The sequence below is a fragment of the Amycolatopsis sp. WGS_07 genome, from assembly GCF_045278895.1.
In the GTDB taxonomy this organism is placed as follows: Bacteria; Actinomycetota; Actinomycetes; order Mycobacteriales; family Pseudonocardiaceae; genus Amycolatopsis.
In genome coordinates this window covers 10003078-10028692 of the sequence record NZ_CP136053.1, presented here as the reverse complement: position 1 = coordinate 10028692, position 25615 = coordinate 10003078, and the positions used below count along the sequence as shown (strand labels likewise).

Here is a 25615-nt window from a genome sequence, read left to right as displayed (position 1 = left end):
CCCGCCTCGCGTTCCCAGGACTTCGTCCTGCCCAGCCTGGAGGAACCATGCGCAAGTCGCCGACGCACCGCACTCGTCGCGGCATCACCGCGGCGCTCATCTGCTCACTCGTGCTCACCGCCGTCAGCACCGAGAACATCGCGAGCGCCGCCGGGGGACCCAGCGTTCCGCTGCCGACCGTCAACTCCACCAACGTGACGCAGCAGACGATGACGCCCCGGGCACCAGACGAGGCATCCACTCGCGCACTGCGCGGAAACCAGCCGGCCGGATCGACCGCGCCGGACGGCGGCGGAAACTCCAAGGCGACCTCCCTCAGCCCGTCCGCGACCTGGGACGTGAGCGCGCAGACCGGCGACTTCAGCTGGTCTTACCCGCTCGAAGTCCCGCCAGTGCCCGGCGACCTGACCCCGAACCTCGGGCTGTCCTATTCGTCGTCCGCAGTGGACGGACGCACGAGCGCCACGAACAACCAGGCGTCGTGGGTAGGCGACGGATGGGACCTCGCGCCGGGGTTCGTCGAACGCACCTACGGTGCCTGCCGGGACGACAAGGAAGGCGGGACCACCCCGCCGAAGGTCGGCGACCTGTGCTGGAAGTCCGACAACGCGACCGCCGCGTACAACGGTTCCGGCGGCATGCTGATCCACGACACGACGAAGAACGTGTGGCGGCAACGGAGCGACACCGGTGCCCGGATCGAGCACCTGACTGGTGCGGGAAACAGTGCGAAGGACGGCGAGTCCTGGAAGATCACCACCACCGACGGCACCCAGTACTTCTTCGGCTCGACCGCTTCGGCGAACTCCACCTGGACCGTTCCGGTCTACGGCGACGACGCTGGCGAACCCTGTCATGCCGCGAGCGGCAACTTCGAGGAATCCTCCTGCGTCCAGGGCTACCGCTGGAACCTCGACAAGGTCATCGACCCGCACGGCAACGAAATTCTCTATACCTACGACGTCGAGACCAACAACTACGGCCAGAACGGCAAGGACACTCCGGTTTCTTACGTCCGCGGCGGCACCCTGCGGGAGATCCAATACGGACTGAACACCCACGTCGCCGCACCGGCCGTGGGGAAGGTCGTTTTCACGACCGCGGATCGCTGCGTCCCGGGCAGCCAGTGCACCTTCGACAAGCCCGAAAACTGGCCGGACGTACCGCTTTCCGATCGATGCGACACCGCGAGCTGCAAAGAGCACCCCAGCCCGACGTTCTGGTCGACGAAGCGTCTCGCCAAGATCACCACGCAGGTGAGGTCGGGCACCGGCTACGCCGATGTGAACAGCTGGTCGCTCGATCAGCAATTCCCGGACCCCGGCGACGGCGAGAAGGCAGCGCTGTGGTTGAAGGGCATCACTCGCACCGGCCTGGTGGGCACGCCGATATCGCTTCCTCCGGTGACGTTCGAGGGCAAGCACCTCGCTAACCGCGTTGACAAAGCTGATGGCATCGGACCGCTCAACCGGTACCGTCTGTCCGCGATCGTCTCCGAGTCCGGCGGCGTCACGACCGTCAACTACGCCGAACCGGACTGCACTGCGACCTCGCTGCCCGCAAACCCGGAAACCAATACGAAACGCTGCTTCCCGACGACCTGGGCACCGCGATACTTCGCAGAGCGGACTGACTACTTCCAAAAATACGTTGTCTCGTCGGTCGTCCAGTCCGATCGAATCAGCTCGAGCACCGAGCAGCTCAGCACCTACGAGTACCCGGAGGGCGCTGCCTGGCACTACAGCACGTCCGAATTCACCTCTGACGACAAGAAGACCTGGAACGAGTTCCGCGGCTTCGGGAAGGTCATCGTCCGCAACGGCAGGCCGGACGATCCCTCCGGCCCGCAGAGCTATTCGGAAACCCGCTATTTCCGCGGGATGAACGGGGACAAGCTCCCCAACAACGGCACCCGTGTGGTCTCGGTCTCCGACGACGAGAACGGCAGCCATCCCGACGAAGACTGGTTGCAGGGCTACACGCTTGAGGCCATCACGAAAAACGGCGCTAACGGGCCTGTTGTCGGCAAGTCCATCAGCGAACCGAGTTGGCAAGGGCCGACTGCGACACGCGATACGTACAAGGCGTACATCGTTCATCCCGGAACGTCTCGAAGCTTCACCGCGCTGGCTGCCGGCGGATGGCGAACCACGAAGACAACTACCGCGTACGACGCCAACGGCTTGCCGACGCAGGTCAGCGACCTCGGGGACGTGAGCGACCCGGCGGACGACAAGTGCACTACCACGACTTATGCGCAGAACACTGCGTTGTGGATGCTGTCGTACCCGTCCCGAGTCGAGAGCACGACTGTCGCTTGTGGAACACCACCGGTCTACCCGCGCGATGCTGTCTCTGATGCCGTCTCGTTCTACGACAACCAACCTGCTGGCGCGGCACCCACCGTCGGTGACGTCACGTCGGTACAGGACCTCGACAGGTACGACAACGGCAAACCGGTCTACCGGGCGGCCGCGAAGACCGAGCGCGATGTCTACGGCCGTACCACGAAAGTCATCGACGCCGTCGGCCACGAGGCCACGAGCATTTACACGCCGGCGACCGGCGGACCGGTCACGCAGCTGGTGACTGCCAACACGCTCAACCAGAAGACGACGACTGTCTTTGAACCTGCTTGGGGTGCAGCCAAGACCACGATTGATCCGAACGGACGGGTCAAGGAGATCGCCTACGACGCGCTGGGCCGCAATGCCGAGATATGGCTGCCGAACAGGCCACGTCCGGACAACCCCCAGGGCAACACCCGCTATGCATACGACATTCGAAATGACGGGCCGAGTGCCGTTTCGACGACGAGTGTGAACGCCAACGGCCGGTTCGTCACCGGGACCACGATCTACGACAGCTTCTACCGTCCTCGGCAAGTGCAATCACCCGCACCCGGCGGCGGTCGACTGCTGGTAGACACGCGCTACGACTCGCAGAACCGCGCGTACAAGACGACCCAGCCGTTTTACAACGACCAGAACGTCGACACGAAGCTCTGGGTCGCGAGCGACACCGAGATCCCGGGCGTCACTGTCACGCAGTTCGACGGCGCGGGCCGGTCTACTGCCGCTATCTACCAGGCAGGCGGTGCCGAAAAGTGGCGCACCACAACCACTTACGGCGGGGACTGGACCAGCGTGACCCCGCCGGCGGGCGGGGTGCCCACCACGACCGTCACGGATGCCCGCGGACGCACGCGTGCGCTGCGGCAGTACCACGGCGCACAACCGACCGGTGATTACGACGAGACCACCTACGGATATACGGCTGCGAACCAGCTCGCGTCGGTGACGGACTCGAGCGGCAACCACTGGACCTACAGCTACGACCTCCACGGCCAGCTGCGGCAAGCCACCGATCCTGACCGTGGCACCACGACCTATACCTACAACCAGCTAGGCCAGCAAGTCAGCGCGACCGACGCTCGCAATGTCACTCTCGCCTACAGCTACGACGCCCTCGGCCGCAAGACCGGCATCTACCAGGGCAGCACCACCGGCACGAAAATGGCTGAATGGGTTTATGACACAGCGTTCAAGGGCATCGGGCAGATGGCTAGCTCGACCCGCTGGGTCAACGGCAACGCTTATACCGAGAAGGTCAATGCGTACTCCCCGCTCTACCAACCGGCGATCCAGACCGTCACCATCCCGGCCGCCGAAGGACCCAAGCTGGCCGGTTCGTACCAGACTTTCCTGTCCTACAACCCGGACGGCAGCCTCGGCGGCTCCAGTTTCCCCGCGGCAGGCGACCTGGCCGCCGAAAGCATGCTGTATGTCTACGATGACCTAGGCGACCCGATGACGACATCGGGCACTGACGATTACGTGACCGAGTCGAGCTACAGCTCCTACGGCGAGACGCAACGCCTGCAACTCGGCAAGGCAGGTCGGCGGACCTGGTTGTCGTACTACTACGACGACCACACGCGGCGGCTGGACCGGACGATCGTCGACGCTGAGGTCCCGCACCCGATGCAATCGGACACTCACTACGCATACAACCCGGCCGGGAACATCACGTCGATCTCCAACACCCCGCCGGACCAGCCTGCCGACACCCAATGCTTCCGCTACGACTACCTGCAGCGCCTCACCGACGCGTGGACCCCGCCTGCCGCGGCCTGTGACAGCGATCCGTCCGCCGCGTCTCTCGCGGGCCCGGCCCCGTACTGGCAGTCGTTCACTTACGACAAGTCCGGGAACAGGCTGACCGACACTCAACACACGAGCACGGGCGCGGTGACCCGGAAGTACAACTACGCCGACGCGGGGACAGTGAAGCCGCACCAGCTGAACTCGACCAGCGTGCCGGGCAAGCCGGACAGCAAGTACACCTATGACGAGATCGGCAATACCAAGACCCGGCCCGGTGTCGCAGCCGAGCAGAATATCGACTGGACACCGGAGGGGCAGCTCGATTCGGTCACCGAAGGCTCGGCGAAGACCAGCTTCGTCTACGACGCCGGAGGCAGCAGGCTCCTGCGGCACGACCCGTCCGGCACCACGCTTTACCTGGGGGGACAGGAGATCCACGCCGACCCGACCGGGCAAAGTGCCAGCACGACGCGGTATTACAGCCACGGCAGCCGGATCGTCGCGGTCCGTACCGGAGGCAAGCTGACGTGGCTGGCCGGCGACCACCAGGGGACGAGCCAGGTCGCCGTCGACTCGGCCGATCTCACCGTGACCCAGCGGAGGCAGGACCCGTTCGGGACTCCTCGCGGGCCGTCCGTCGATCTGCCCGGCGAACGGGGCTTCGTCGGCGGAACCGACGACAGCTCGACCGGCCTCACCCAACTCGGCGCCCGAGCATACGATTCTTCGGCCGGTCGCTTTCTGTCACTGGACCCGGTATTCGACCCGGCGAACCCGCAGCAGATCAACGGGTACAGCTACTCCAGCAACAGCCCGATCTTCAAAAGTGATCCGTCCGGGCTGAACGAGTACAACGACGTCGGCAGGTGCATCGGCAGGCTCGGTGACTGCGGCATCGACCCGACCGCCCCGGGCGGCAATGACATCAACGGCCACTACACACGCGAGGAACTTGCCAAAAAGGGCGTCCTCAAGAGCCAGCCCGCTAACGCAAAGCGGCATATCAGGAATGCGTGGATAAAAAACCATTCTCCGCGCACATCTGATCGAGACTATATGCATGACTTGTTTACTTCGGTTCGTCACTTGACTTCTATTCAGGATTGGTGGAACAACTCGTTTCAGGCCATCAGTGAAAATGAGACTGCGAGCATCTGCTGGGGTAGAACGGCGTGTCTCAAGGCGCTTGAACACCTCAATGAAAATAAAAATGACGTTGAGGGTGCGAAGGTTATCGCCGCCACTTATTGCCTGGACAATTTTCAGGAATGCGACGACGACGCAGAAAAAGCAGGAGTGGCCAAGATCGTCGTGGAGAACAGTCCGGTTGGTGCGGGATCGAAGGCGGAAGTTGCTCGGGATCTTGCGCAGGCGGTGGCCAAAGCGATCAGGGAGTTCGGTGCGTCGACCGGGCCGGTTCGAGCTGAAGCGAATATTGCTGCAGCCGAAGTTTCGATCGATGGCCAGGGTTCGATGAGCTTGACCTCAGTAAGTGGAAAATCTGAGCGGGGTGGGATGGTTCCCAAGCCTGGCGTGGATGGAAACCCGCACAGGTATATGGCTTTTCCGACCGGTTCAAATGATCGGGAACTGGATACAGAGCTTAAAATCTTGACCTATGTTGCGAATCGATTGGGTGCGCCCTCGGCCTCGGTTCGCGGTACGGTGAGTTTGTACACGGAGTTGCCCGTCTGTCCGTCGTGTAGGATAGTGATCCATCAGTTCAACGAAGAATTTCCGGGAATTAAAGTAGATGTCACAAGTGGTGGATAGGGTGTTGTTGTGGTTGAATATATGACGCCTGCGCATATTGCGGTCGAGATGAGCGACCTTCCTGCTCTGCGGAACCTGCTGGACAAAGGCGTCGACGTCGACGAGGAATGCAATGGGATGACGCTTTTGCATCATGCCATCGAGGTTGAAGGCGATGGTCATACGCAAACGGGAAATCCATTGCATGTCGACATTACGACTTACCTTCTCGTTCGAGGTGCTGATCCGCTTCGTCGAACCAATGACGTAGATCGGGAGACGGCGGAGGACATGGCTCGTCGCTACGGTCATTGGCTTGCGCTCGCCCTGTTCGAAGCTTGGAAACAGCGAGCGAGTTTGCGGACTGACAGTTGAGGTTCAGCCGGCGGTGGGCCGGACTATGCGGCCTGCTTCTCGGGATCGTCCGGCCCCACCGCCATGCGCAACGGCGTCGTCCACCCCTCTGAGCTTCGACACGACGCGCGAGGTTATTGCCCAGCAGTGGGTGAATGCCGAGTCCTCTTTTCGCTTCGCGGGCATGCGGCGAGCACTCCAGACCGGCGAGAATGAGGCCAGTCGTGTCCGTGGCACGACTTAGGTCGCGTCGTCGGGGTTGGTCGGGGCACCGTGGTAGGTGATCCACTGTTTGACGTGGTTTGTTCGCATTTCTCGGGCTCGGCTGGTTCGGAACGCTGACCAACTTCCGGGTTGTGGGCTTCCGGCGGTGCGAGCGGTGATCTTTGCAAGAACTGCACGGCCTCGAGGTGCCGGAGGATGGTGCTGCGCCCTTGACCTTGACCTTAAGTGACGTCGGTCACTCACCGAGCAACGCCTGCCAGGCCGGCGGAGCGGGGATCAGGGCTCGGGTGCGCATGTGAAAATCCTCAAATAGGAGTGTCACTGAGCGCTGTGCTAGCTCCCGCGCCGCGTCCGACGGCACGAAAAGGGGCTGAACCCGCAGGTCCAGCCCCTTCCGCAACGATGTCGGGATGACAGGATTTGAACCTGCGACCCTCCGCTCCGAAAGCGGGAACGGCTAAGCGCAGTGCTACACCAGTATAGCCGCTGGTCGGTGGTGAGCGAAAATCCTCCTATAGGAGGGTCGCAGAACGATCTTGCAAGTCAGGGAGTTATCAGCTGGACGGAAGCAGCGATTCGATCAGCACCATGCGAGTCTATTGGCCAAAGGAAGCCGCGGCTGAATTCTCTCGATTCGTCGGTCGATGGACATCGAACATGCCTTAACCGTGAACGGCGGCGTTACGTCGTCCATGTCGAAAAGCGCTGCCTTCGACTGGAGGAGGAGCGTGCCTGTAGCGATGTGGCGCAGCGTCGCTTGCCGAAGTGCTGGAATTCGGGCCTCCAGACCCTTAGGGCATGTCTCCTGGTAGTGCGTCCAGGTCGACGTAGCTTCGGCCGCTCGTTGTCTGAGGTTTTGGCGAGTACGGCCAACGAGGCAAGTTCGACTTGCTGGCGTTAGCGAGCCCGATGACGACAGGGGTCGACGGGCGGGGCAGTCCTTGCGTACGTGCCTCTGGGGAGCCATGGCTGAGCGAGGGAGCAACGTCCTCCCGTAACAAGGTGAGCCAGCCGAGCGACCACGAGTTGTAGGTCATCTTCGGTGGTCGATCGAGGGGACTTCCATCTGTGACGACGAGAGGACGCCGGATCCGCGATGACATGGACCCTGCCGAAGGTTCAGACGCTGGCCCTGCCGATCGATGCGCTTGCTTTGTTGATCTTGCGTGACTACAAGGAAGGGGACGGCTGGAACTGGCAGAACTGGATGCGGGTTGCTGAACAGCAGGGCACTGCCGCGGATCGTGAGATCGGACGTGCGTTGGCGGAGGGCTGGAGTTGGTTGATGACACACGGCCTCGTGGTGCGTGATCCGTCGCAGCACTCTTCGGATGCGTACGTTGTGAGTCGGCTTGGCGACGAGACGTTACGATACGGCATTGGCAAGCTCGCAGCAGCTGAGCGGTTGGGGATGGCTTTGCATCCGCGCATTTCCCAGCTCGTCGAGCAACAGTTCCTGCTCGGCGAGTACGACGTCGCGGTGTTCGTGGCGATGCGGGAAGTAGAGATCCGCGTTCGATCTCTCGGCGGTGCGACGGACTCCGATCTCGGGACCAAGCTGATGGATAAGGCGTTCGCTCCGGGAATTCCTGGAACCTTGGTCTACCATAAGGCGGAGGCGGGTGAGCAGCAAGCGATGCTGAATCTGTTCAAAGGCGCGATCGGAGTATTCAAGAACCCGACGTCCCATCGTGCCGTCGAATACGAGGACCCGGCAGTGGCCAGTGACGCGGTCTTGCTCGCCGATCTGCTTCTGCGGATTCTCGACGGCGTCGAAGCGCGATTGGTGCTGTGATCAAGCGGGTCGCGTCGAGGCGGTCAGCTCATGCCGATGGTAAGGATGCGCGATGACGTGATCGTGCCCGCGTCCGGCCTTTGGGTCCTGGACATACACGCTCGGGTCAACACGCTGCAAACGGCGTAACCGTGGCTGAGCCGCGGCGATGGCGCCATTCGGCATGAGCAGTCGGGGGCTAATCAGGCACTGGTATGGACGGATCGCCTCCAGGCGCGGGTCCATGAGGGCGACAGCCGTCACCGCGATCCGAACGCCACCAGGGCTGAACCTGATCGTCTCGACGTTGGCAATCGCTTAACCGACTTGAGGTGTCGAATTCGACGAAGCTGGGCGCGTCTAGTTCATTACTGACAGTTTCTGGCAGCCATCGACAAAAAGTCGCGGGGCGGCGTTGTCGGCTACCTCGCGTTGCAAGGACAGCGCACAACGTTCGTTGCTCGCCGCTATCCCGACGCTGTCGACGAGCCGGAGTCGCCAAGCCTCCAGCTACCTAGATGGAGGGGTTTCATTTGGCGGGAACGCTGATAAGTTGCTATGTCGTGAGCAGTGTGGTCGCCAACCGGTTCAGCGCTGCGGGATCTGCCGTCGGCTATCTCGCCCAGGTCGAGTATGCGCTGGTAATCGCGCTGGAGCGGATGGATCGAGAGGAGAGTCTTCAGCTGTCGCTGGAGACGATCGACGACATCACCTTCGAGGATCCACTCGGTAGCGCCCGCGAGTTGTGGCAGACAAAACACCATGTGAACCGCCATGGGACGCTCGGCGACGCCAGCCCGGACTTGTGGAAGACGCTGCACAATTGGATTGAATCGGCGGACGACGGCTCCGCGTGCTTCCTGTTCACCACGGTGACGGCTGCGGATGGGACCGCGGCCGCCTTGTTGCGTCCTGGTCGCGCAGAGGCTGACGTTGCAGCTGCGCGCGAGAAGCTTGAGGCGGTCGCCTTGGCTGCGGGTAACGCATCGTTAAAGGATTACTACGCTCGGTATCTTGGGCTCACCGAGCGACAGCGGACAGAGTTATTGGCGCGTGTAACGGTCCTCGACAGTCAGGCCACAGGTGAAGACATCACTGGGCGCCTCGTCGCGACGGTGCGAAAGGCAGTCATCTACAAGCGGCGTCTTCCTCTGGTCGAGCGCTTGCGCGGGTGGTGGCACGCCAGAACGATGACTCACTTGACCCGAATCGCCGAGGGCGAGCACGACTGCATCGCAATGGAGGAAATCGAGGCGCAGCTTCTGGACATAGCGCAGTCACTGCGCGATGATGCCCTGCCCCTTGATTACAGCGCAACCGAGGAACCAACCCTTGAACAAGTAAAAGCAGACGACCGGGTCTTCGTCGAGCAGCTCAACCTCATCATGCTTCATCATGAGCGCATCAGGCAGGCCGTGTACGACCATAACCGGGCGTTCCTGCAACGGTCGCGTTGGCAACGTGAGCAGCTTGTCGGTATCGGTGAGCTGGATGCCTATGACCGGCGCCTGATCGAGGAGTGGAAGCGGGTGTTCCTTCCCCTGGAGGAGCCCACCGCGGGTGATGAGCCCGTCGATGATGAGAAGTGTCGCAGCGCGCGGAAACTATATGCGCGGATTCAAGAACGAGCGCTTCCGGAGATCCGTTCCGAAGTCCGTTCGGGTTATATCCCGCTGGGCTCGCTCCATGTCCTCGCTGACCGGCTACAAATCGGCTGGCACCCTGACTGGGTCGAGCTTCTCAAACACCGACTAAACGACCTGCAGACCCCCGCCGGTGCGCAGGGCGCCGCATGAGCACACCCCTGCCGATCCTGGACACTGAGACCTCCACTTTGTTCAACCCGGCGTTCTGCGCGGTGTTGCTCCACAGGGCAACAAAGGAGTACACATCTAAGGCAGGCCAGCTGATGCCGGTGACCTTCGCCTTCCTGGTTCTTCCGAGCGCGTTGCACAAGCCGACACGTGACGTCTTGCCGGCGAGTACCGCGACTTCGATGTGGTCTTGGCTGCGTGCTCACCCCACTATCCTCATGGATCTCGGCGACCGCGTACGCGGCCTTCAGCCGTTCACAGCCAATGCCATCGTCCACGGTCTCCAGCATGGTGTGCTGCTGAGCGAGTTGGGGACGCTCGGTGCTGGCACACTCCGTCGTCGACCGAAGAGCCTGCGGCCGACGAGCGACTGGTTGGATTGCGTACAGGCAGCCGAGTTTCTCGGCCGGTGGTTCGGCGGAACCGGAGCCGACGAACCTACCGTCCTTGCCCAGTGGGGAGTTCGACCATGATGCAACTCGATGCCCTCGTGCTGTATAACGCCCAGGGCGAGGTACGGCAGGTCCGGTTCCGACCCGGCCAGCTCAACATCATCACCGGCGAGTCCGGAACGGGCAAGAGCAGCATCATCGGAATCCTGCGTTTCCTCCTCGGGAGCGACAGCCCTCACGTACCGCTGGGACCCATCCAGAACACCGTGCATTGGTACGGCCTGCTGGGCCACGCCCGGGACACCGCGTTCTTCATCGGTCGCCCGGCACCGGCTCATGGTGCGACCACCACTCAGGCGTTTCTCTCCATCGGGCAAACCGAGATTCCCGCGCTGAGCGAACTCCACATCAACGCGAACACCAGCGACGTGGTCGACTATCTTAGCGGTCTCATCGGGATCGAGGAAAACCTCCACGTGCCGATCGAAGGACAAACCCGTCGGCCGCTGGCCGCGAATCTCCGGCACGCCCTCTACTACTGCTTCCAAGGACAGGGCGAGATCGCCAATCCCGACCTGCTTTTCCACCACCAGAACCGAGACTTCCAGAAACAAGCCATCAGAGACACCCTGCCCTACTTCCTCGGAGCACAGGACTCCGATGCCCTGCGCAAGCGCCAGGAACTCTCGGAGCTTCGGCGTCGGCTTCGCCGCGCCCGTCTCCAGTTGGATGAAGCCCTCGCTGCTCGGGAGCTCGGGATAGGACGCGCGTCTGGTCTGATCGCCGATGCCCGCTCCAGCGGCCTGCTGCCAACGGACACCGTTCCGATGGATGCCGCCGATGCCGTCGAGATCCTTGCAGGAGTGCTCACCAACGATGACCCAATGACCGGGATCGACGACGTCGACAGCGCCGGTGAGATGGAACGCCTAAACGCACGCCGTGCGGACCTTCGTAACCAGTTGCGCGACATCAAAGACAAGATCCGCGGACTCGACGACTTCGCCAGAGTCGGGAATGAGTACACCACCGAACTCGATGAGCACCGCGTCCGGCTCGCCTCGATCGGACTCATCCCGACTGAGCAGAACACCGCCACCTGCCCGCTCTGTCAGAGTAGCCTCGAAGTGCCGACCGCCCATGCCGCTATTACCAGCAGCCTGACACGCGTTTCTGAACGCATAGATCTTGCTCACCGCGACGAACCCCGCGTCGCTCAGGCCCGCGCCGAACTGCTCGAAGCGCGCGACCAGACGCGCTCTGAACTGGCGGATGTCGATCTGGCGCTGGACGAACTGGCTAGGACCGACGAGCTGCAAGCGGCGACACAGCGCTCCTGGGAGCAGCAGAGCTACGTGCGAGGCCGGATCGCGCAGTACCTGGACACCACTACGCTCGCCGACGACGATGCCGTCGCGTCCTTCCAACAGGTGGTCGAGGAACTCGACTCCCGTATCGCCCAACTCAACGACGAGCTGGATCCCGAGTCTCTGCGCTCGGCGGTCAATTCATTGTTGAGCATCGTCGGGCGTCGGATGACGGCACTCGCTCAATCGCTACCGCTTGAACATTCCGAACATGGCGTCCGAATCGATCCCTACCGGCTCACGGTCGTCGCCGACACCCTCCAGGGGCCTGCATACATGGACGCCGGCGCGATCGGCAGCGGGATGAGCTGGGTCGGCTACCACCTCACAGCCTACCTGGCCCTGCAGGGCTACTTTATCGAAGCGAGCCGCCCCGTCCCGCGATTCATCGTGCTGGACCAGCCGAGTCAAGCGTTCTTCCCCCGGGACCGCCAAGCCGGTGGCGACCTCACCGAACTTTCGGACGTGGACCGCACCAACACCCGCAAACTCTACGAGATGATGTTCGGCGTCTGCGCGAGTCTGAATGGACAACTGCAGATCATCGCCTTTGACCATGCCGACTTCCGCGACTCCTGGTTCGAGGAGTCCGTCATCGAAACCTGGCGTGACGGCAACGCACTTATCCCGCAGACCTGGTTGGCGGACTGAGGCAGCGAACCGGTCGGCATGCAGTCACATCCCAGCTTCAGTTTCGATCGCAATGTGGTCGCCAGGTGGCCGGGAAGCTGCAGCAGGATCGCCTTCATCCTGGCGTCGTTCTTGGTCGGGTCTCCGTCGTGAGCAGCGTCGAAGTGCAGGGCGAGAAGTTCGCCCAGCAGGGCCGCCCGGTGTCTTGCAGCGGCATCGTTTCTGTCTTGTTTGGCTCGCCGATCCGCTCGCCTCCAGCCAGAGATGGCGATCCAGAGTGCGACAGTGGACGCAACCAGCGAACCGATGATTCCCAAGTAGTTAGTCATGGCCGGAATCTAGACCTGACCACCGACATGTTCTTGCCCTCCGGTATCAGGTTCAGGACCGCGGGCGATTCCCTGCGCACGCGCCTGGAGGCGGCGGATCTCGGCGTAGGCGCGTTCGAGCTGGATGCGTTGTTGCTGGTTCTGCTCGCCCAGCGCCGTGACTCGCTGTTGGAGCTGTTCGATGTGGCTCTGCTCGTCAGCCCATCTCCCAGGGCCAGATGTTGCCGACGCCCCGTTGCCGCTCCGCGCCGACCGACCGAGCCCGTGCCGTACCGGGATGCTGCCAGGTCCCGCCGTCCGGGACGCTTCCTACGTGTGCGGATCGTCCGGCGGCTGGTGAGTCTCTGAGTTGTTTGCAGGTCCGCTTTCGGACAGATTCTTCAGGATGGCCACTGCCGATGCAGCCGCGCCGATGATCGCTGGCGGTACGACGAGTGCGAGCGCGAGCGGAGCACCCTCGCGTACGAGCAAGACGATCAACACGGCGAAGGAGGCCAGCAGACTGAGAAAGATTGCGCTCAGCCCAAGCCGGCGTGCTGAACGTCGCGTAGGGGTGGAATACGTGATCGACTGTAGCTGCGGTTTGCGGCTGGTGGGTGGTGCGTCTGCTGAGGGCACGCCGTCCCGGTCACTCGATTTCATGGCGTGCCTTCCCCGATGACATAGTCGGAGAGACGGCCCGACCGTTCCGGGTCAGGTGAGGCACCTGCCTCGGTCAACGTGTCGACCAGCCTCATTGAGCAAGCTCCCCCGATTCCGCCCTGGAGTCCCTGAGCGCGAACCGAAGAGCCGGAACCCTGATGATGAGCCCGAGCAGATAGGTCAGCTGTGCTCGGCGAGGGTGAGGAGACTGCGCCAGATCATCGAGCTCGCACATGCACTCTTCTTGGTACCTCTCCCGATCGAGTGCGGGAAGCACTTTCGATGCCCACTTGATGGCCCGTTGCGATGCTTGGGCTACCGGCCGCCGGGGCCCCGGTCCCGGGGGCACCGCCGGTTCACTCGGCTCTGGTAGTTCGCTCTCTGAAGCGAGTTCGCGCTCGGGGGAGCGCACGGGCGATTCGAGCTCTTCGCAGGCGTCGGCTGTTCGAGCGTCCAGGAGACTCTGTAGTTCGGCGATCGCTGCGGTGAGCTCCTCTTCTACCTCTGGCGTGACCTCAGCTTTTTGGAGGCCTTCTGCCCAGGACAGCTGTGCGACGAAGGCGTCGCGGGAGAAACCATCGCCGTACTGGTAATCGAGCGCGCGCAACGCTCTGGTTGCCGCCTTGACCTGGCGTACGTCGGTCATGCCGATGCGCGCAGGAGCCAGGGGCCTGGCCGGTTCCGTCGACCACGTGCCGGATTCCGGACCGAACACCGCCGCACCCATCGATATCTGGGCGGCGTGCGCGAGGAACCTCCGTCGCTTCACGGACTCGTCCTCCTCAGCCTGCCGGCCGTCGGACGCGCCGACGACCCGTATCGCCGTGGTCTCGTCGTAAGCGAGACCCATGTATCCACGGGGGACACCCAGGCCGTCGGAGATGTTCGTGAGCACGTCGTAGGCCATGACCTGGCGACCCTTGAGGATCTCCGACACCTCGGACTGCGATTGGCCGGTCATCGCGGCGATCTGGCGCTGCGATACTCCGTGTTTGCGCAACAGCCGGTACACGGCGCTGACCTCGCGGGCGGCGAGCGCCTCCCGCATCTCGGGCTGTTCCCAGACACCAGCAGAAAGCTCTCCGGGAGCAGTAGTCAGCTGGTTCACGAGGTTCCCTCCATGTGCCCGGGACGAAGCTGGCCAAGCGCCTTGACTGCCGGATCGGCACGATGGAGGGCGGCTCGAACCATGGCGAGGCTATTGGGGTTTAGCCGGTAGTACCTCCGTCTCGGACGGCCTTCCTTGTGCGTGTCGATCTCCTCCCAGCGGCTGGTGAGCCATCCTGTCTTTTCGAGCCGCGCCAAGATGGGGTGGATCGTGCCACTGGGCAGTCCTGCCGCCCCGCAAATCTCGAGACCGTACATTTCACGATCTGGGTCGTCGATCAGAACGTAGAGGACGAGCCGCGTGGGCATCGTCATGCGAGGCGTCTTGGCACCAACCATGATAGAAGTCTAGCTAGCCCCTAGGTTGAACTCAACCCTGGTCAGCCTCGAGTACCTCGTCAGGACTGCCCTCGCGGGTGGAAGATCGACGAGCGACTGCGGGTCAACCTCCGGCATCGCAAGCTGGGGCGCTCTGGTTGCCGCCAGTACTGCCGTCAGCATGTACTTCATGCCCTTCGAATGCGTTGCAGGCCTGCGCGTGTCGATCAGCCAGCGGAGCCGACACGTCAGTGTGGCAGTCACGGTCAGTCTCAGCGCTTCAGAATCGAATGACTTCCACCGGTTTCGTTATTAGGGCCGAACAATCGTCCACGCCCGCTCGGGGCCGAGAGCACCGTCTCCGAACGTCATCGGCCGGGACGATCGGCAGTGCGGCCTCCGAAGAGGGCCAAGTACGTTGACGGCATTGCAGGCATCAGGTCTCCGGCTGTGCGCATGTAGCGGAATTTGCCCGACCCACGACATGACTACTACGACCTGAGCGCCGCGAGAGCCATCCGATGATCGGAAGTGGCGCGCCAAGGTGATGGCTTGATCCAAACGCGAACGAAGGCTGACTGATGCTCGTGTCTCTGCTGCCTGGTGTCGACCGGGACAATGTCGAACGCACTCTGCGCGAACTCGGCATTGAGGCGTACAACTTGCGAGGGGATGCGGCCGGGTATGTAGCCGACCCGACGGAGCGGGTAGTCCGCTACGCGCAGTGGGCTCACGAGGCTGCACAGCGCCTGCGAGGTCAGGTTTCGCAGGCCGATATCGACCGCCTCATTCTCACGCGACCGTACGACCGGTTGCTCGCGATGACCGACGTCGGTATGACGGGGATCGCTACCGGCCTGTTCTTTGTCGAGCTGACGGCACGTATTGACGATCTTCAAGTCGCTGCGGACGCTTTGGCCACCGAAATCAAACGGTGGTCGGCGACCGGGCGCCTCGTGATAGCCGACACTGGTGTCTACCTGCACGGGGCGAAGTTCGAGGATATCGACTTCGCGAAGCTGATCGACGAACGACAAGCTCCGCTGCATATTGTTATTCCGCTTGCGGTCGTCGATGAGCTGGACAACCTGAAGCAATCCAAGGACCGGTTCATCCGGTGGCGTTCTCGTCATACGCTCGCGGAGTTAGATGAGCTCCTGTCCGAGCCCAGCAAGCCGGCTCCCGCCCGGCGGGCGGACTACTCTCCTGTGGAGTCTGAACAGGGAGGTGTCCCGCGCGGTGCGGTCACGATTGAACTGCTGCTGGATCCGCCTCGACATGTTCGCCTTCCGATTACCGACGACGAGATCGTCGATCGAGCCGTCGCGGTGCAGGCACTGGCCGGCCGAGCCGTAACGTTGCTGACCTACGACACGGGGATGGCGACCCGAGGCCGTATCGCGGGGCTCGAAGTCGCCAAGATCCCGCAACCTCCTGATGAACCCGAACCGGACGTCTCCCGACCTGTGCCGAAGAAGGGGCGCGATCCCGCGGGGCAGGTTTCACAAAGCCCACAGATGTGACGTCTGCTAAGGCGCAAACTCGCTGACCACAGGCTTCTCTGTCAAGCGCCGTACGGCCGTTCCACTCGAAGCCGGGCTCGCCACCGGACCGGTCTTCTGTAGACTGACCGGAGAACTGAATAGCGGTCGTGGCATGTGGTCTGGGTCCGGCGCGCCGTTCGACTCGGCACGCGGTTGCAGTCTCACCGGAATGCTCGGTATCTCGTTCATTGTGTTCTCGTTGGTCGCTCTTGAGAATGCCGTCAGAAGGCTTACCAAGCTGGCGAAGAAGGCATGGAAGGGGATGAGGCGTATGGGTTCGTTCCCGCTCTTCGGTTGGCTCGCAGCGTCAGGCGGTTTCCTGACCTGGACCAGATGCCGCGACCTACTGCATTGGCAGTAGCTGTCCGTCGAAGCAACGGTCTTGTGCCCGGTTGCCTTTCGCCTGCGGCACAGTTTGCTGCCGTCGGACAGCCGGTAGCTCATTTGATTCGAACAGAAGACTCGTAGTCACTTGAGGCGCGGCGCGTCTCCATCTGAGGTGCGCGTTGTGAAGCGCGGAGCCTGCGTCGGTTGCGGCAGTCGCGCACGTAATGCGCATGCGCTTGTCGGCAAGCGGTGCAGCGGCAACCGTGCTTTGCGTAGCGAGGGTTGGTCCCGTGGGCGGGGAGGATGCGAACACGTTCCGGGCCAGCGGTGAGTTCGCGCTCGTCAGGAGTGAGTCCTCCTCGGAGTCCCCAAGGGTCGCACTCGGCATGCTGTTGTCTGGTCTTGCAGACAGGTTTCCCCGGCGCACTGTCATGGCTGCCACCGATGTGGCACGTGCCCTGCTTGCTGGCGCGATGGCCGTGCCCGGATTGCCGTTGCCGGTCTTGTGGAGCTGCGTCGGGCTCCTCAGTTTCGCTGCGGGACCGTTCAAAGCCGCGCAGATGTCGTTGCTGCCGGAAGTGCTCGGCCGCGGCGAACGCTACGAGGCAGGGCTCGCGGTGCGGCAGTTCACCACGCAGATCGCGCAGCTCGGCGGATTCGCCGGAGGAGGACTGCTGCTGGCGTGGCTCGACCCGCACGTCGCGATGGGACTCAACGCCGGCACGTTCGTGGTCAGCACAGTCTTCGTGCTGTGCGGCGTGCGGCGGCGACCGGCCGCGCGCACCTCGGAGCGGTCGGAAACGGTGGAGCCGAGCGGCAGCATTCCTCGCGACAGCCGCGGCGTCGTTGTCGCTTTGTTCGGCCTCGTGCTGCTGCTCGGCCTGTACATCATTCCCGAAGGGCTTGCCGCGCCGTACGGACGAGAGGTCGGCGTCGGCGCGCTCGGGGTCGGATTGCTGATGGCAGCGGACCCGATCGGCAGCGCGATCGGTGCCTGGGTTTCCACGCTGGTGGCCTTGCCGACGAAGGTCCCGACGATCGTCGCATTGGCTGTGGTGGCCGGAGTGCCGCTGATCGCCTGCGTGGCGAGGCCGAACCTTGCTGTGACGCTGGTGCTGTGGGCGATGACCGGCGCAGTTGCCGAGGTGTATGTGATCAAGGCGCAGGCGCTCGTGGTCGAGGTCGTGCCGAATCGAAGACTTGGTGGCGTGATGGGCCGGATGGGAACGGCGATGTACTGCTCGCAAGGCCTGATGATCGTGGCGGGCGGAGCTGTCGCGGACCGCATCGGGCCGTTTCGGACGATAGCCGCGGCGGGTGCGAGCGCAGCAGTGTTGGCGCTGATCGTGGGCGCGGGATGGTGGGTGGCCCGCTCCCGGGGAGCAACCAGGAGCGAGCCGATCTCAGCAGGTCGGGAGCGTGATCACCATTCCTTGCCGCGCATGTTCGGCACCTCCCCCCGGGACCAGGACCGCCTGGCCGGCCGGGCCGTGCACGAAGAGGCAGCACCGACCCGGTCGGCGACACACAGGGGTCAGTATGGCGGGTAAGGGGCAAGTGGAGCCAGGCGCGACGGAAACAGCTGTACGGCGGCGGAGATCTGATCGGAAATTGAGGCTGAGAGACGCTCAGCGCTCGGTTTTCGCGACAGTCGTGCTTGTCGATCTTTTGGCTGCCCTGCTGGTGCTCTGGTGGCTGTGGATCGAACCGCCGGTGTTCGCGACCATTGGCCGGTCGGCGCTCATCACCCTGGGAGGGCTTCTGAGCGCAGAGCTGACCTGGCGTCTCGAACGCCAACGTCGGCAGCTCACCGACACTCCGCACGTCAACATGAGTTCGGTCGCGATCCTGGCGGTCACGCTGGTCTCCGGCCCGGTCGCCGGATCTATGACCGCTGCGGTGCTCTACCTGCATCTCTGGTGGCGCGCGTCCAGGTGGACCAGCGGGATCGCCCCGTACCGCGCGGTGTTCAACACCAGCGCGATGATCATCCCGGCGTGCGTGTCGCACGGCGTGGTCCGGGTTTTGTGGCCAGGGGATGTGCTGAGCACGCCGAGCGAGGTCAGCGCCTTGGTGCTCCTCGCCGCGATCGCAACGTTCTGGCTGGTAAACACGTTGGCAGTCGGTGCCGCGATCGTGACTGCGGAGAAGCAGCGTTCGATAGCCGGGATTGTCGGCGGCTGGAGCGCTAACGCACTGGAGGTCGTGACCCTGTTCCTCGGCGCGATCACCGCGGTGTTCGTCCAGGTGCGGCCTTGGCTTGCGCTGTTCCTGCTGCCGTTGGTTTACGTGCTGCACCGCAGCGATTCAGTGAAGCACCTCGAGATCGCGGCCAGCACCGACCGAAAGACCGGCCTGCTCAACATGGAGACCTGGCGGTGCCTGGCCGAAGCCGGTCTGCGGAAGGCACGACGGCACCATGTGCCGACCGCGGTGCTGATGCTGGACCTGGATTTCTTCAAACGTATCAATGACACCCACGGCCATCTGTTCGGCGACGACGTTCTCCGTGCGGTAGCGCAGGTAATCCGCAGCGAGACGCGCCGGACTGATCTTGTGGGCCGCTTCGGCGGCGAGGAATTCGTCATCTTTCTGTCCGACGTCAATCTCGGCGGCGCGACTGAGGTCGCCGAGCGCATCCGGTGCGCTGTCGCAGCACTGGAGATAGTCCCCAGCGACGGGGACAGCTCGTCGGCGGTCCCCGTTCGCGTCACGGTCGGCGTGGCGTGCGACAACGGGTACGCCGACGACGTCGACCTGAGTCAGTTGCTGCTCTCCGCGGACAACCGGCTGTTCTTCGCCAAAGGCCAGGGCCGCGACCGGATCAATGCGGGCTACACCAGGCAAGCTCGCTGACCTGACACTGCCGGTCAACAGTCCGATGCTGTCTCGTACCGGTGCATCCACTCGATCAGCGGACGGACGGCGCGCAACGCTTCCGCGCCTTTCCGGGTGAGTTCGTACCAAGTCGGCTTGAAGTGGCCTTCGTCGGCGTGCAGGCGTACGAGTCCGTGATCTTGTGCTCGTTTGAGCGTCTTGGTGAGGCTTTGATCGGAGAGCGGGCTGACGTCGTCGCCGTTTCCCGGCCGGACTTCGCCTTCGTTCACGCGGTCCCGGATGTCGCGGTACTGGAGTTGGTCCTCGGTGGAGAGCGCGGCGAGCACCACGATCATCCAGCGTCCTCGGAGCATCTCGACCGCCGACTCGAAAGTCTTCTGGTACGACATGTTCTGCCTCGACACGTTCTCAGCTAACACGATCCATGTGACGGTGTTTCGCTGAACGGGGGATTCTGTTCGGGCTAGGCCGAATGAGTGAAGAACATCCGGAACACCCCTGCGTGAGTCGACGCCGATCACTGGCGTGAGTCGGCAGATTGCCTGGTAGGCAGGGCTCAGCCGGGATTGACCGCCTGGCACCGCACAGAAGCGCGAGGCTTGGGCGGGCGGCCAGGAGCAGGTCGCACACCCAAGCCTCGCCGGGCAGGAAACGAGGCTCGGCTCAGCCGGACGGGCCGAATTCACGAGGGTGGGGAATGCGCGCGAAGCGAGCGGAAGAGTCCAGGCTGGAACCGAGCATGATCGCCGACGTCGCGAGACTCGTCAGGGAGATCCCGGTTCCGCGGCCGTTCAGCATGAACGCTTTGGTCGACCGGTTGAACCGGCTCCGGGACAAGCCGATCAGGTTGATGCGCGGCGATCTGAGCGGGACAATGCCTACCGGCATGCTCATCAGAACCGAGACCGCGGACTACGTCGTCGTGATCCGCGACGTCGAACGCGGACATGCCCGGCACATCCACCTCCACGAACTCGGGCACATTCTCCTGGAGGACGCGGACGCCGCCGGGCCGTGCCTGCCGCGCGCGGACCCTCGCTGCCGCGAGGTCGATGAGCTGATGGCGGAGGAGTTCGCCTATCAACTGGCCGAGCGGATCGATGCGCATGCGTTGAACAGGAACCGCGGTCGCCAGAACAACGCGGTAGCGGCATTGAGCAAGACGTTCGCGGCAGCGACGGATCTGCGCGACGCGCATGCGTGAGCCGCAGGGGTGGGTTGCCCTGGCGGCGGGAGCGCTGGTCGCGGCGGAAGGCCTCCGGACGCTGATCGTCTTCGCCCGGCACCGCGACGCACGGGGCAAGGCGTATCTCGGTACGATGCTGGGCTTGTTCGGTGCGTCGCTGGTGCTCAGGGCACCGCAGGCCACCGTGATCGCGACCGAAGCGACCGGCATGCCGCACCTGACGGTCTTCCTACGCGGAGCGTGCTCGCTGGCGACGGTGATCGGACCGGCCGGTCTCCTTGGACTCAGCGGATGGACTTGGTTGCGGATGCGGTACGTCCTGACCGCCGTCGCTGCTGGAACCGGCGTGCTGGCCTGGATCGTTTTCGGCGGAGCGCAGGTGCAGGAAGGTGCTGACCTGCTGGACGCGGTCGTCTGGATCAGTGGTGCCGTCCCTGGTCTCGCCTTCGCGGTGTTCACGATGCGAATCTGGAGAGTGGTGCGGCAGGCATCGTGGCGAGTGCGAGCCGCGAGTGAGCTGACGATGGCTGGCTGTCTGGTCTGTTCGACCGGGGTGGTGGCGAGCCTGATCACGGTGACCGGAGGACCGGATTTGACCGGGGGCACTGCCTGGCGGGGCCTCGTTGTGCAGAGCCTCGGCGGTGTGTTGATCGCGGCGGGTTCGTGCTTCGGCGAAGCCGCGGGTCTTGCTGCGGACGTCCGCCGAAGCTTGGAGAACTTGAGTGTTCGACGATTGTGGCGTTACGTCGAGCCGATCAGGCGGACGATGAACGATCGGCTTGCTGCCGGCGGGGTGCCGGATCGAGAGATCATCGATATCTACGATTCGCTTCTCATCGCACGTCACCAGACCTGCGGCCGAGTGCGGGAAAGGGCGTTGTTGGTCGCCGATGCCGCCGGTCTTCTCAAACGGGATCGAGCTGAGTTTTTGGATGCCGTCGAGTTGCGTGCCGCGGTGGGTGGCGCATGCCGCCATCGCGGCGAAGGAGTATCCACTCAGCCCGGGACGCTGGATCTCGGTGTGGAGAGTGATCCGCTGGACGTGAATAGGGTGGCGCAGCGGGCCAAGGTGGCCAGATTGGCCAGACTTGTGCTGCGGGACGGGATGGTCCGCCGTACTGCGAGTTCTGCCAGCCGGGCTCCTTAAGAGCTGCAGGACGGCGCGACGCGCTGGGCAGCCGTCGGTGGGCATGTCGCAGTGTCGGTAACCTTGCGCAAGGCTGCGGGACTCTAGCGCCGCCTCGGCGTGTCGCCGTAAGCGTTTGCGTGGCTGGATCGTCGTCGACACACAAGATCATCGATATGACCACGGCCTGCAAGCCGCGCATTCCTCGGGGAGAATGACGCTCAGCGAGCGGTCATTGCCGCCGTTGTCCCATCGTGTCCGGCGATATCATTTTGATTGCGCGACGTAACATCTTGCGAGAGTTAGACGACTGAGTAGTAACTCAGGGGCGCTCGCGGCGGCATCGCTGTCCGTGCATCTCAAGTTGAAAAGTACTGCGGGCAGCGTCGCGTCCTCATGGTCAGCATCGGGTGCGGCTGGGCTGCGTAAGAGAGGAAGCCATGCGCATCGTGTCTGCCCGAATCCGAAACTATCGGAGTGTCGTCGACTCCACGTCCTTTACTGTTGAGCCCGGCAAGACGATCCTTGTCGGGATCAACGAGGCTGGGAAGACGGCTCTTCTTCGCGCGATGCAGACCATCAACGCTCCAACTGATACCCCCGAGATCGACTATCTGGCGGACTACCCCCGGTCAATGCTCAACGACATTCAAACCGGGAAGGTGAACAAGTCGCGAGTTGTTGTCGCGGAGGTGACGTTCGGCCTCGATGCCGAGGACAGGGCAGCGCTGCCGGTCAAGTGCTCTGTATCCGGCAACGCCGCTATCACGTTTTTTCGCTACCTCGACAATACGCTTAGGTATCGCCTCCGGGGCTTCGAGTCCGCGCCGACTTTCGAGTCGGTCCGCCAGGACCTGACTCGAATGCGCGCCTACGTAGCAAGGCGAGAGGAGTCGGAGGGTGCGCTGAGCCTCCTTGACGCGATGTTGGCCAAAGCGGACAGCGAGTCCATCGAGGGGGCTGTGGCACAGACGCTGGCCAAATGTCTGTCGGAAGTCCTTCCGTTCGTCGATGAGGACGACAACCGCGAGATGAACCGGTGGAATCGGTTGGATGCAGCGTCCAAAGTCGACGAAACTCTGCGGGCGGCGGCGAAGATTCTGATCGATCGGCTGCCGCTGCTGGTCTATTATTCCACGTATTTTACCGTCCGTCCGCGAATTGACCTGGAGTCGCTGGCAGCGCGTCAAGCCCGCGGCGACATCGACGGCGAGTACGACTTCGGGAACCTGTGCTTGCTCAAGCTGCTGGGATTCACGGCGAAGGAACTGTCCGAACTGGCGGCAGGGGCTCCGGTGAAGCCAGTCAACTACGAGGTCGATCCCGGTGCGCGCGAGAGTCATGACGCGGCGGTCTCGGCACACCAAAGGAATCTCGACGACCGGGGGTACCGGCTCAACTCCGCTAGCGTCGCACTCACCCGGGACATCCGGGCCGTATGGGGCGACGACTCCATGACGTTGCGGATTGTCGCTGACGGGCAGTATCTGAAGGTTATGGTCGAGGACGCGCTCGGCGTCGAAGTCGAACTCGACCAGCGCAGCGAAGGCTTCCGATGGCTGGTGTCCTTCTTCGTCGTCTTCCGTTCCCAGGCCCAAGAAGACCTCAAGAACGCGATCCTGCTTCTCGACGAGCCCGGACTCAGTCTCCACGCACTCAAGCAGCAAGAGTTCCGCAACACGATATCCCTGCTCGGCGAGCACAATCAGATCATCTACACCACGCACTCCCCGTTCATGGTCGGGTCGAACGAACTCGACCTGGTGCGGATCGTGGACATGGAATCACGCGAAGCCGGAACGAAGGTGCACACGCGGCTCCAGGTCGACGACCCGAAGTCGATCTACCCGTTGCAGGCTGCGCTGGGTTACGAACTCGCGCAGGGCATGTTCTCGCAGAAGCGGAATCTTGTCTGCGAGGGCGTGACAGACATGTTCTACCTGAACGCGCTCAACGAAGCTGCGGGTGCCGTGGGCGGCCCGGTTTTGAAGAAAGACATCGCAATCATTCCAGCCGGAACGGCCAGCAAAGTCGTCTACTTCTGCACCATCTACTGGGGTCAAAAACTGGCTGTTGCAGCATTGCTCGACTCGGACAACGAGGGTACGCGGGCAGCGCAGCAGGACTCTCTTGTGGCGCTTCTGCCGACCAGGGCGATATTGCGCACGGGCGACTTCATTGACCCTACGTACAAGGGAGCTGAGACCGAAGACCTGTTGCGGCAAACGCTCGGCGAGGTCGCCAAGCAGCTTGGCTGGGATAGCACCACCGCAATTGAGGCGCAGCCTGCACGGCCGATCGTGGATATCCTCGCTGCCGAGCACGGGAAGAAGACGGTCTCGAAGTGGCGACTAGCTAAAGCATTCTCCGGGTGGCTGCAGGCCAACGGCTTCGATGCGTTGCAAGCCGCTGAGAAGACTGCTTGGACTTCGCTGTGTGCGGCAATCAACAAGGCTCTCTGACGGGATCACTCTCGATCAGGATGCCGGGGCGCGGCGAGCGGAGGTAAGTGCCTCCGCAGGCGCTCTTCGACGGACTGCGTGGTCGACGTTGTCATGGTTCGACGCTAAATCTAAGCTGACCATATGGGCGGTATCTACAAAAAGTAAGTGGCGCTCTTCCGTGCACGATCGACCGGGTCGAGCACGCCGTGTCGATCATCGAGGGGCGGTGGAAGCTGCTGATCCCGCACCACCTCCTCGTGCAGGTGCCGCGCCGCTTCTCCGACCTCCGGCGGGCGATCCCGGCGGCCACGGAGAAGATGCTCATCCAGCAACTGCACGCCCTGGAGGGGCCGACGGCATCGTCCGCCGGAAGGACTACGCGCAGGTCTCGCCCCGCGTCGAGTACTTGCTGACCCCGACGGGCGCGGCGCTCGAGCCCGCGCTGAACTCACTTCTCGACTGGGCGGCCAGCAAGCATCTGGAGGACGCGGCGCACGGATGGCCAGGAGGTCGCTCCGCGGCGCGGCTGAAGGACTCCCATTCGGCCAGTTCCGCCAGCCGGTTCTGCTCGGCTGCGAGGATGTGCTGAAACGCCGATCCGCCGAGAGGCGGGTGCAACGGCGGCTCGTCGAGCCCGATGACCTCGAGCACGAACCTGGCGGCCGCTGCTGGGTCGGTCTCCGCGGAAGCGCCGCTGGCGTAGGTGTCGGCGAGCGGCGCGATCAAACCCGCGTAGGGCGCGCTCGGCTCCGGGATCGCCATCGACGACACGATCGAGGTGGCCATCCGGCCGGGTTCGACGATGGTCACGCGGATCCCGAAGCCCGCGATCTCTTTCGCGAGCGCTTCGAGGAAGCCCTCGGCGGCGAACTTCGCCGTCACGTACGGGCCGAGGCCGGGCGCCGGGGCCACACGGCCGGTCACCGACGAAATCTGCACGAAGTGCCCACGGCCGGCCTCGCGCAGCACCGGCAGCGCCGCCTTGACCACGTGGACGCCGCCCCAGAGGTTCGTCTCCACCACCGCGCGCAGCGACGCCAGGTCGACGTCCTCGATGCTGACGATGTCGGAGTATCCGGCGTTGGTGACCACGACGTCCGGCACGCCGACGTGGTGACGAAGGCCGGGTGGTTCGGCCCGGTGTCCAGTGTGGTGCGCACCTTCCCTGCGAGAAGGTCGACGATGCAAGGCTTGCCGACGGCAAGGAGGACGGGATGAATCTCCGAGAGGCTGTGATGCGGGTCAAAGGGGATGAGCCGGGCAATGGATCTTGCCCGAATGACCCCGGTGCTGCCGACGAATGCCCTGGCATGAACATGCATCGACTCCGGTCGCTCCGG

17 protein-coding genes, 1 tRNA gene and 2 pseudogenes are annotated in these 25615 nt (G+C 63.3%); 15 read left to right on the top strand and 5 right to left on the bottom strand.

What is annotated here, in order from left to right; genetic code table 11:
* The first annotated feature begins 47 nt into the window (after positions 1-47).
* Positions 48-5879, top strand: coding sequence for a deaminase domain-containing protein (locus RPX00_RS46935; protein WP_406635839.1), 5832 nt, complete (start codon positions 48-50; stop codon positions 5877-5879).
* A gap of 9 nt (positions 5880-5888) precedes the next feature.
* Positions 5889-6233: an ankyrin repeat domain-containing protein gene (locus RPX00_RS46930; RefSeq protein WP_406635837.1), complete on the top strand. Its 345-nt coding sequence runs from the start codon at positions 5889-5891 to the stop codon at positions 6231-6233.
* Positions 6234-6845: 612 nt separating this feature from the next.
* Here RPX00_RS46930 and RPX00_RS46925 read toward each other — a convergent pair.
* Positions 6846-6922 (bottom strand) — tRNA-OTHER (locus RPX00_RS46925).
* Positions 6923-7533: 611 nt separating this feature from the next.
* Between RPX00_RS46925 and RPX00_RS46920 the strand changes: the two genes are divergently transcribed.
* The 5 genes from RPX00_RS46920 (at position 7534) to RPX00_RS46900 (ending at position 13091) form a co-directional block, all read left to right on the top strand.
* Positions 7534-8232 (top strand): TIGR02391 family protein, encoded by a 699-nt coding sequence (locus RPX00_RS46920; RefSeq protein WP_406635835.1) that lies wholly within the window; start codon positions 7534-7536, stop codon positions 8230-8232.
* 542 nt (positions 8233-8774) lie between these two features.
* Entirely contained in the window at positions 8775-10007 is a 1233-nt protein-coding gene (locus RPX00_RS46915) for an ABC-three component system protein (protein WP_406635833.1), read from the top strand.
* Positions 10004-10498 carry a three component ABC system middle component gene (locus tag RPX00_RS46910; RefSeq protein ID WP_406635831.1) on the top strand — a complete coding sequence of 165 codons (495 nt, stop codon included), beginning with the start codon at positions 10004-10006 and terminating at the stop codon, positions 10496-10498. Before RPX00_RS46915 ends, RPX00_RS46910 begins: the two co-directional genes overlap by 4 nt.
* Positions 10495-12435 carry a DUF3732 domain-containing protein gene (locus tag RPX00_RS46905; RefSeq protein ID WP_406635829.1) on the top strand — a complete coding sequence of 647 codons (1941 nt, stop codon included), beginning with the start codon at positions 10495-10497 and terminating at the stop codon, positions 12433-12435. Before RPX00_RS46910 ends, RPX00_RS46905 begins: the two co-directional genes overlap by 4 nt.
* 65 nt (positions 12436-12500) lie before the next feature.
* Positions 12501-13091 carry a hypothetical protein gene (locus RPX00_RS46900; protein WP_406635827.1) on the top strand — a complete coding sequence of 197 codons (591 nt, stop codon included), beginning with the start codon at positions 12501-12503 and terminating at the stop codon, positions 13089-13091.
* A gap of 751 nt (positions 13092-13842) precedes the next feature.
* Here RPX00_RS46900 and RPX00_RS46895 read toward each other — a convergent pair.
* Both RPX00_RS46895 and RPX00_RS46890 read right to left on the bottom strand, forming a co-directional pair.
* Positions 13843-14433: pseudogene (locus tag RPX00_RS46895) on the bottom strand (helix-turn-helix domain-containing protein); the annotation flags it as partial.
* 56 nt (positions 14434-14489) lie between these two features.
* Positions 14490-14831, bottom strand: coding sequence for a PadR family transcriptional regulator (locus RPX00_RS46890; RefSeq protein WP_406635825.1), 342 nt, complete (start codon positions 14829-14831; stop codon positions 14490-14492).
* 560 nt (positions 14832-15391) lie between these two features.
* On the opposite strand from RPX00_RS46890, the gene RPX00_RS46885 reads away from it, so the two are divergent.
* From RPX00_RS46885 to RPX00_RS46875, 3 genes are all read left to right on the top strand, one after another.
* Positions 15392-16333, top strand: a complete 942-nt coding sequence (locus tag RPX00_RS46885) for a PIN domain-containing protein (RefSeq protein ID WP_406635823.1) — start codon at positions 15392-15394, stop codon at positions 16331-16333.
* Between the two features lie 572 nt (positions 16334-16905).
* Positions 16906-18231: an MFS transporter gene (locus tag RPX00_RS46880; protein WP_406635821.1), complete on the top strand. Its 1326-nt coding sequence runs from the start codon at positions 16906-16908 to the stop codon at positions 18229-18231.
* A 61-nt stretch (positions 18232-18292) separates the two neighbouring features.
* Positions 18293-19537: a GGDEF domain-containing protein gene (locus tag RPX00_RS46875; RefSeq protein WP_406635819.1), complete on the top strand. Its 1245-nt coding sequence runs from the start codon at positions 18293-18295 to the stop codon at positions 19535-19537.
* Positions 19538-19551: 14 nt separating this feature from the next.
* On the opposite strand, the gene RPX00_RS46870 is transcribed toward RPX00_RS46875, so the two are convergent.
* Positions 19552-19923: a winged helix-turn-helix transcriptional regulator gene (locus RPX00_RS46870; RefSeq protein WP_406635817.1), complete on the bottom strand. Its 372-nt coding sequence runs from the start codon at positions 19921-19923 to the stop codon at positions 19552-19554.
* 293 nt (positions 19924-20216) lie between these two features.
* Here RPX00_RS46870 and RPX00_RS46865 point away from each other — a divergent pair, with 293 nt between their 5' ends.
* The 5 genes from RPX00_RS46865 (at position 20217) to RPX00_RS46845 (ending at position 24864) form a co-directional block, all read left to right on the top strand.
* Positions 20217-20723, top strand: a complete 507-nt coding sequence (locus tag RPX00_RS46865) for a hypothetical protein (protein WP_406635815.1) — start codon at positions 20217-20219, stop codon at positions 20721-20723.
* Positions 20716-21852: a hypothetical protein gene (locus RPX00_RS46860; RefSeq protein ID WP_406635813.1), complete on the top strand. Its 1137-nt coding sequence runs from the start codon at positions 20716-20718 to the stop codon at positions 21850-21852. Before RPX00_RS46865 ends, RPX00_RS46860 begins: the two co-directional genes overlap by 8 nt.
* A gap of 419 nt (positions 21853-22271) precedes the next feature.
* Positions 22272-24293, top strand: a complete 2022-nt coding sequence (locus tag RPX00_RS46855; protein ID WP_406635811.1) for an AAA family ATPase — start codon at positions 22272-22274, stop codon at positions 24291-24293.
* Between the two features lie 188 nt (positions 24294-24481).
* A complete protein-coding gene (locus tag RPX00_RS46850; RefSeq protein ID WP_406635809.1) occupies positions 24482-24688 on the top strand; it encodes a winged helix-turn-helix transcriptional regulator in 207 nt (68 codons plus the stop codon).
* Positions 24682-24864 (top strand): hypothetical protein, encoded by a 183-nt coding sequence (locus tag RPX00_RS46845; RefSeq protein WP_406643329.1) that lies wholly within the window; start codon positions 24682-24684, stop codon positions 24862-24864. Before RPX00_RS46850 ends, RPX00_RS46845 begins: the two co-directional genes overlap by 7 nt.
* A gap of 179 nt (positions 24865-25043) precedes the next feature.
* On the opposite strand, the pseudogene RPX00_RS46840 reads toward RPX00_RS46845, so the two are convergent.
* Positions 25044-25463 (bottom strand): annotated as a pseudogene (locus RPX00_RS46840) (SDR family NAD(P)-dependent oxidoreductase); the annotation flags it as partial.
* Between the last annotated feature and the right edge of the window lie 152 nt (positions 25464-25615).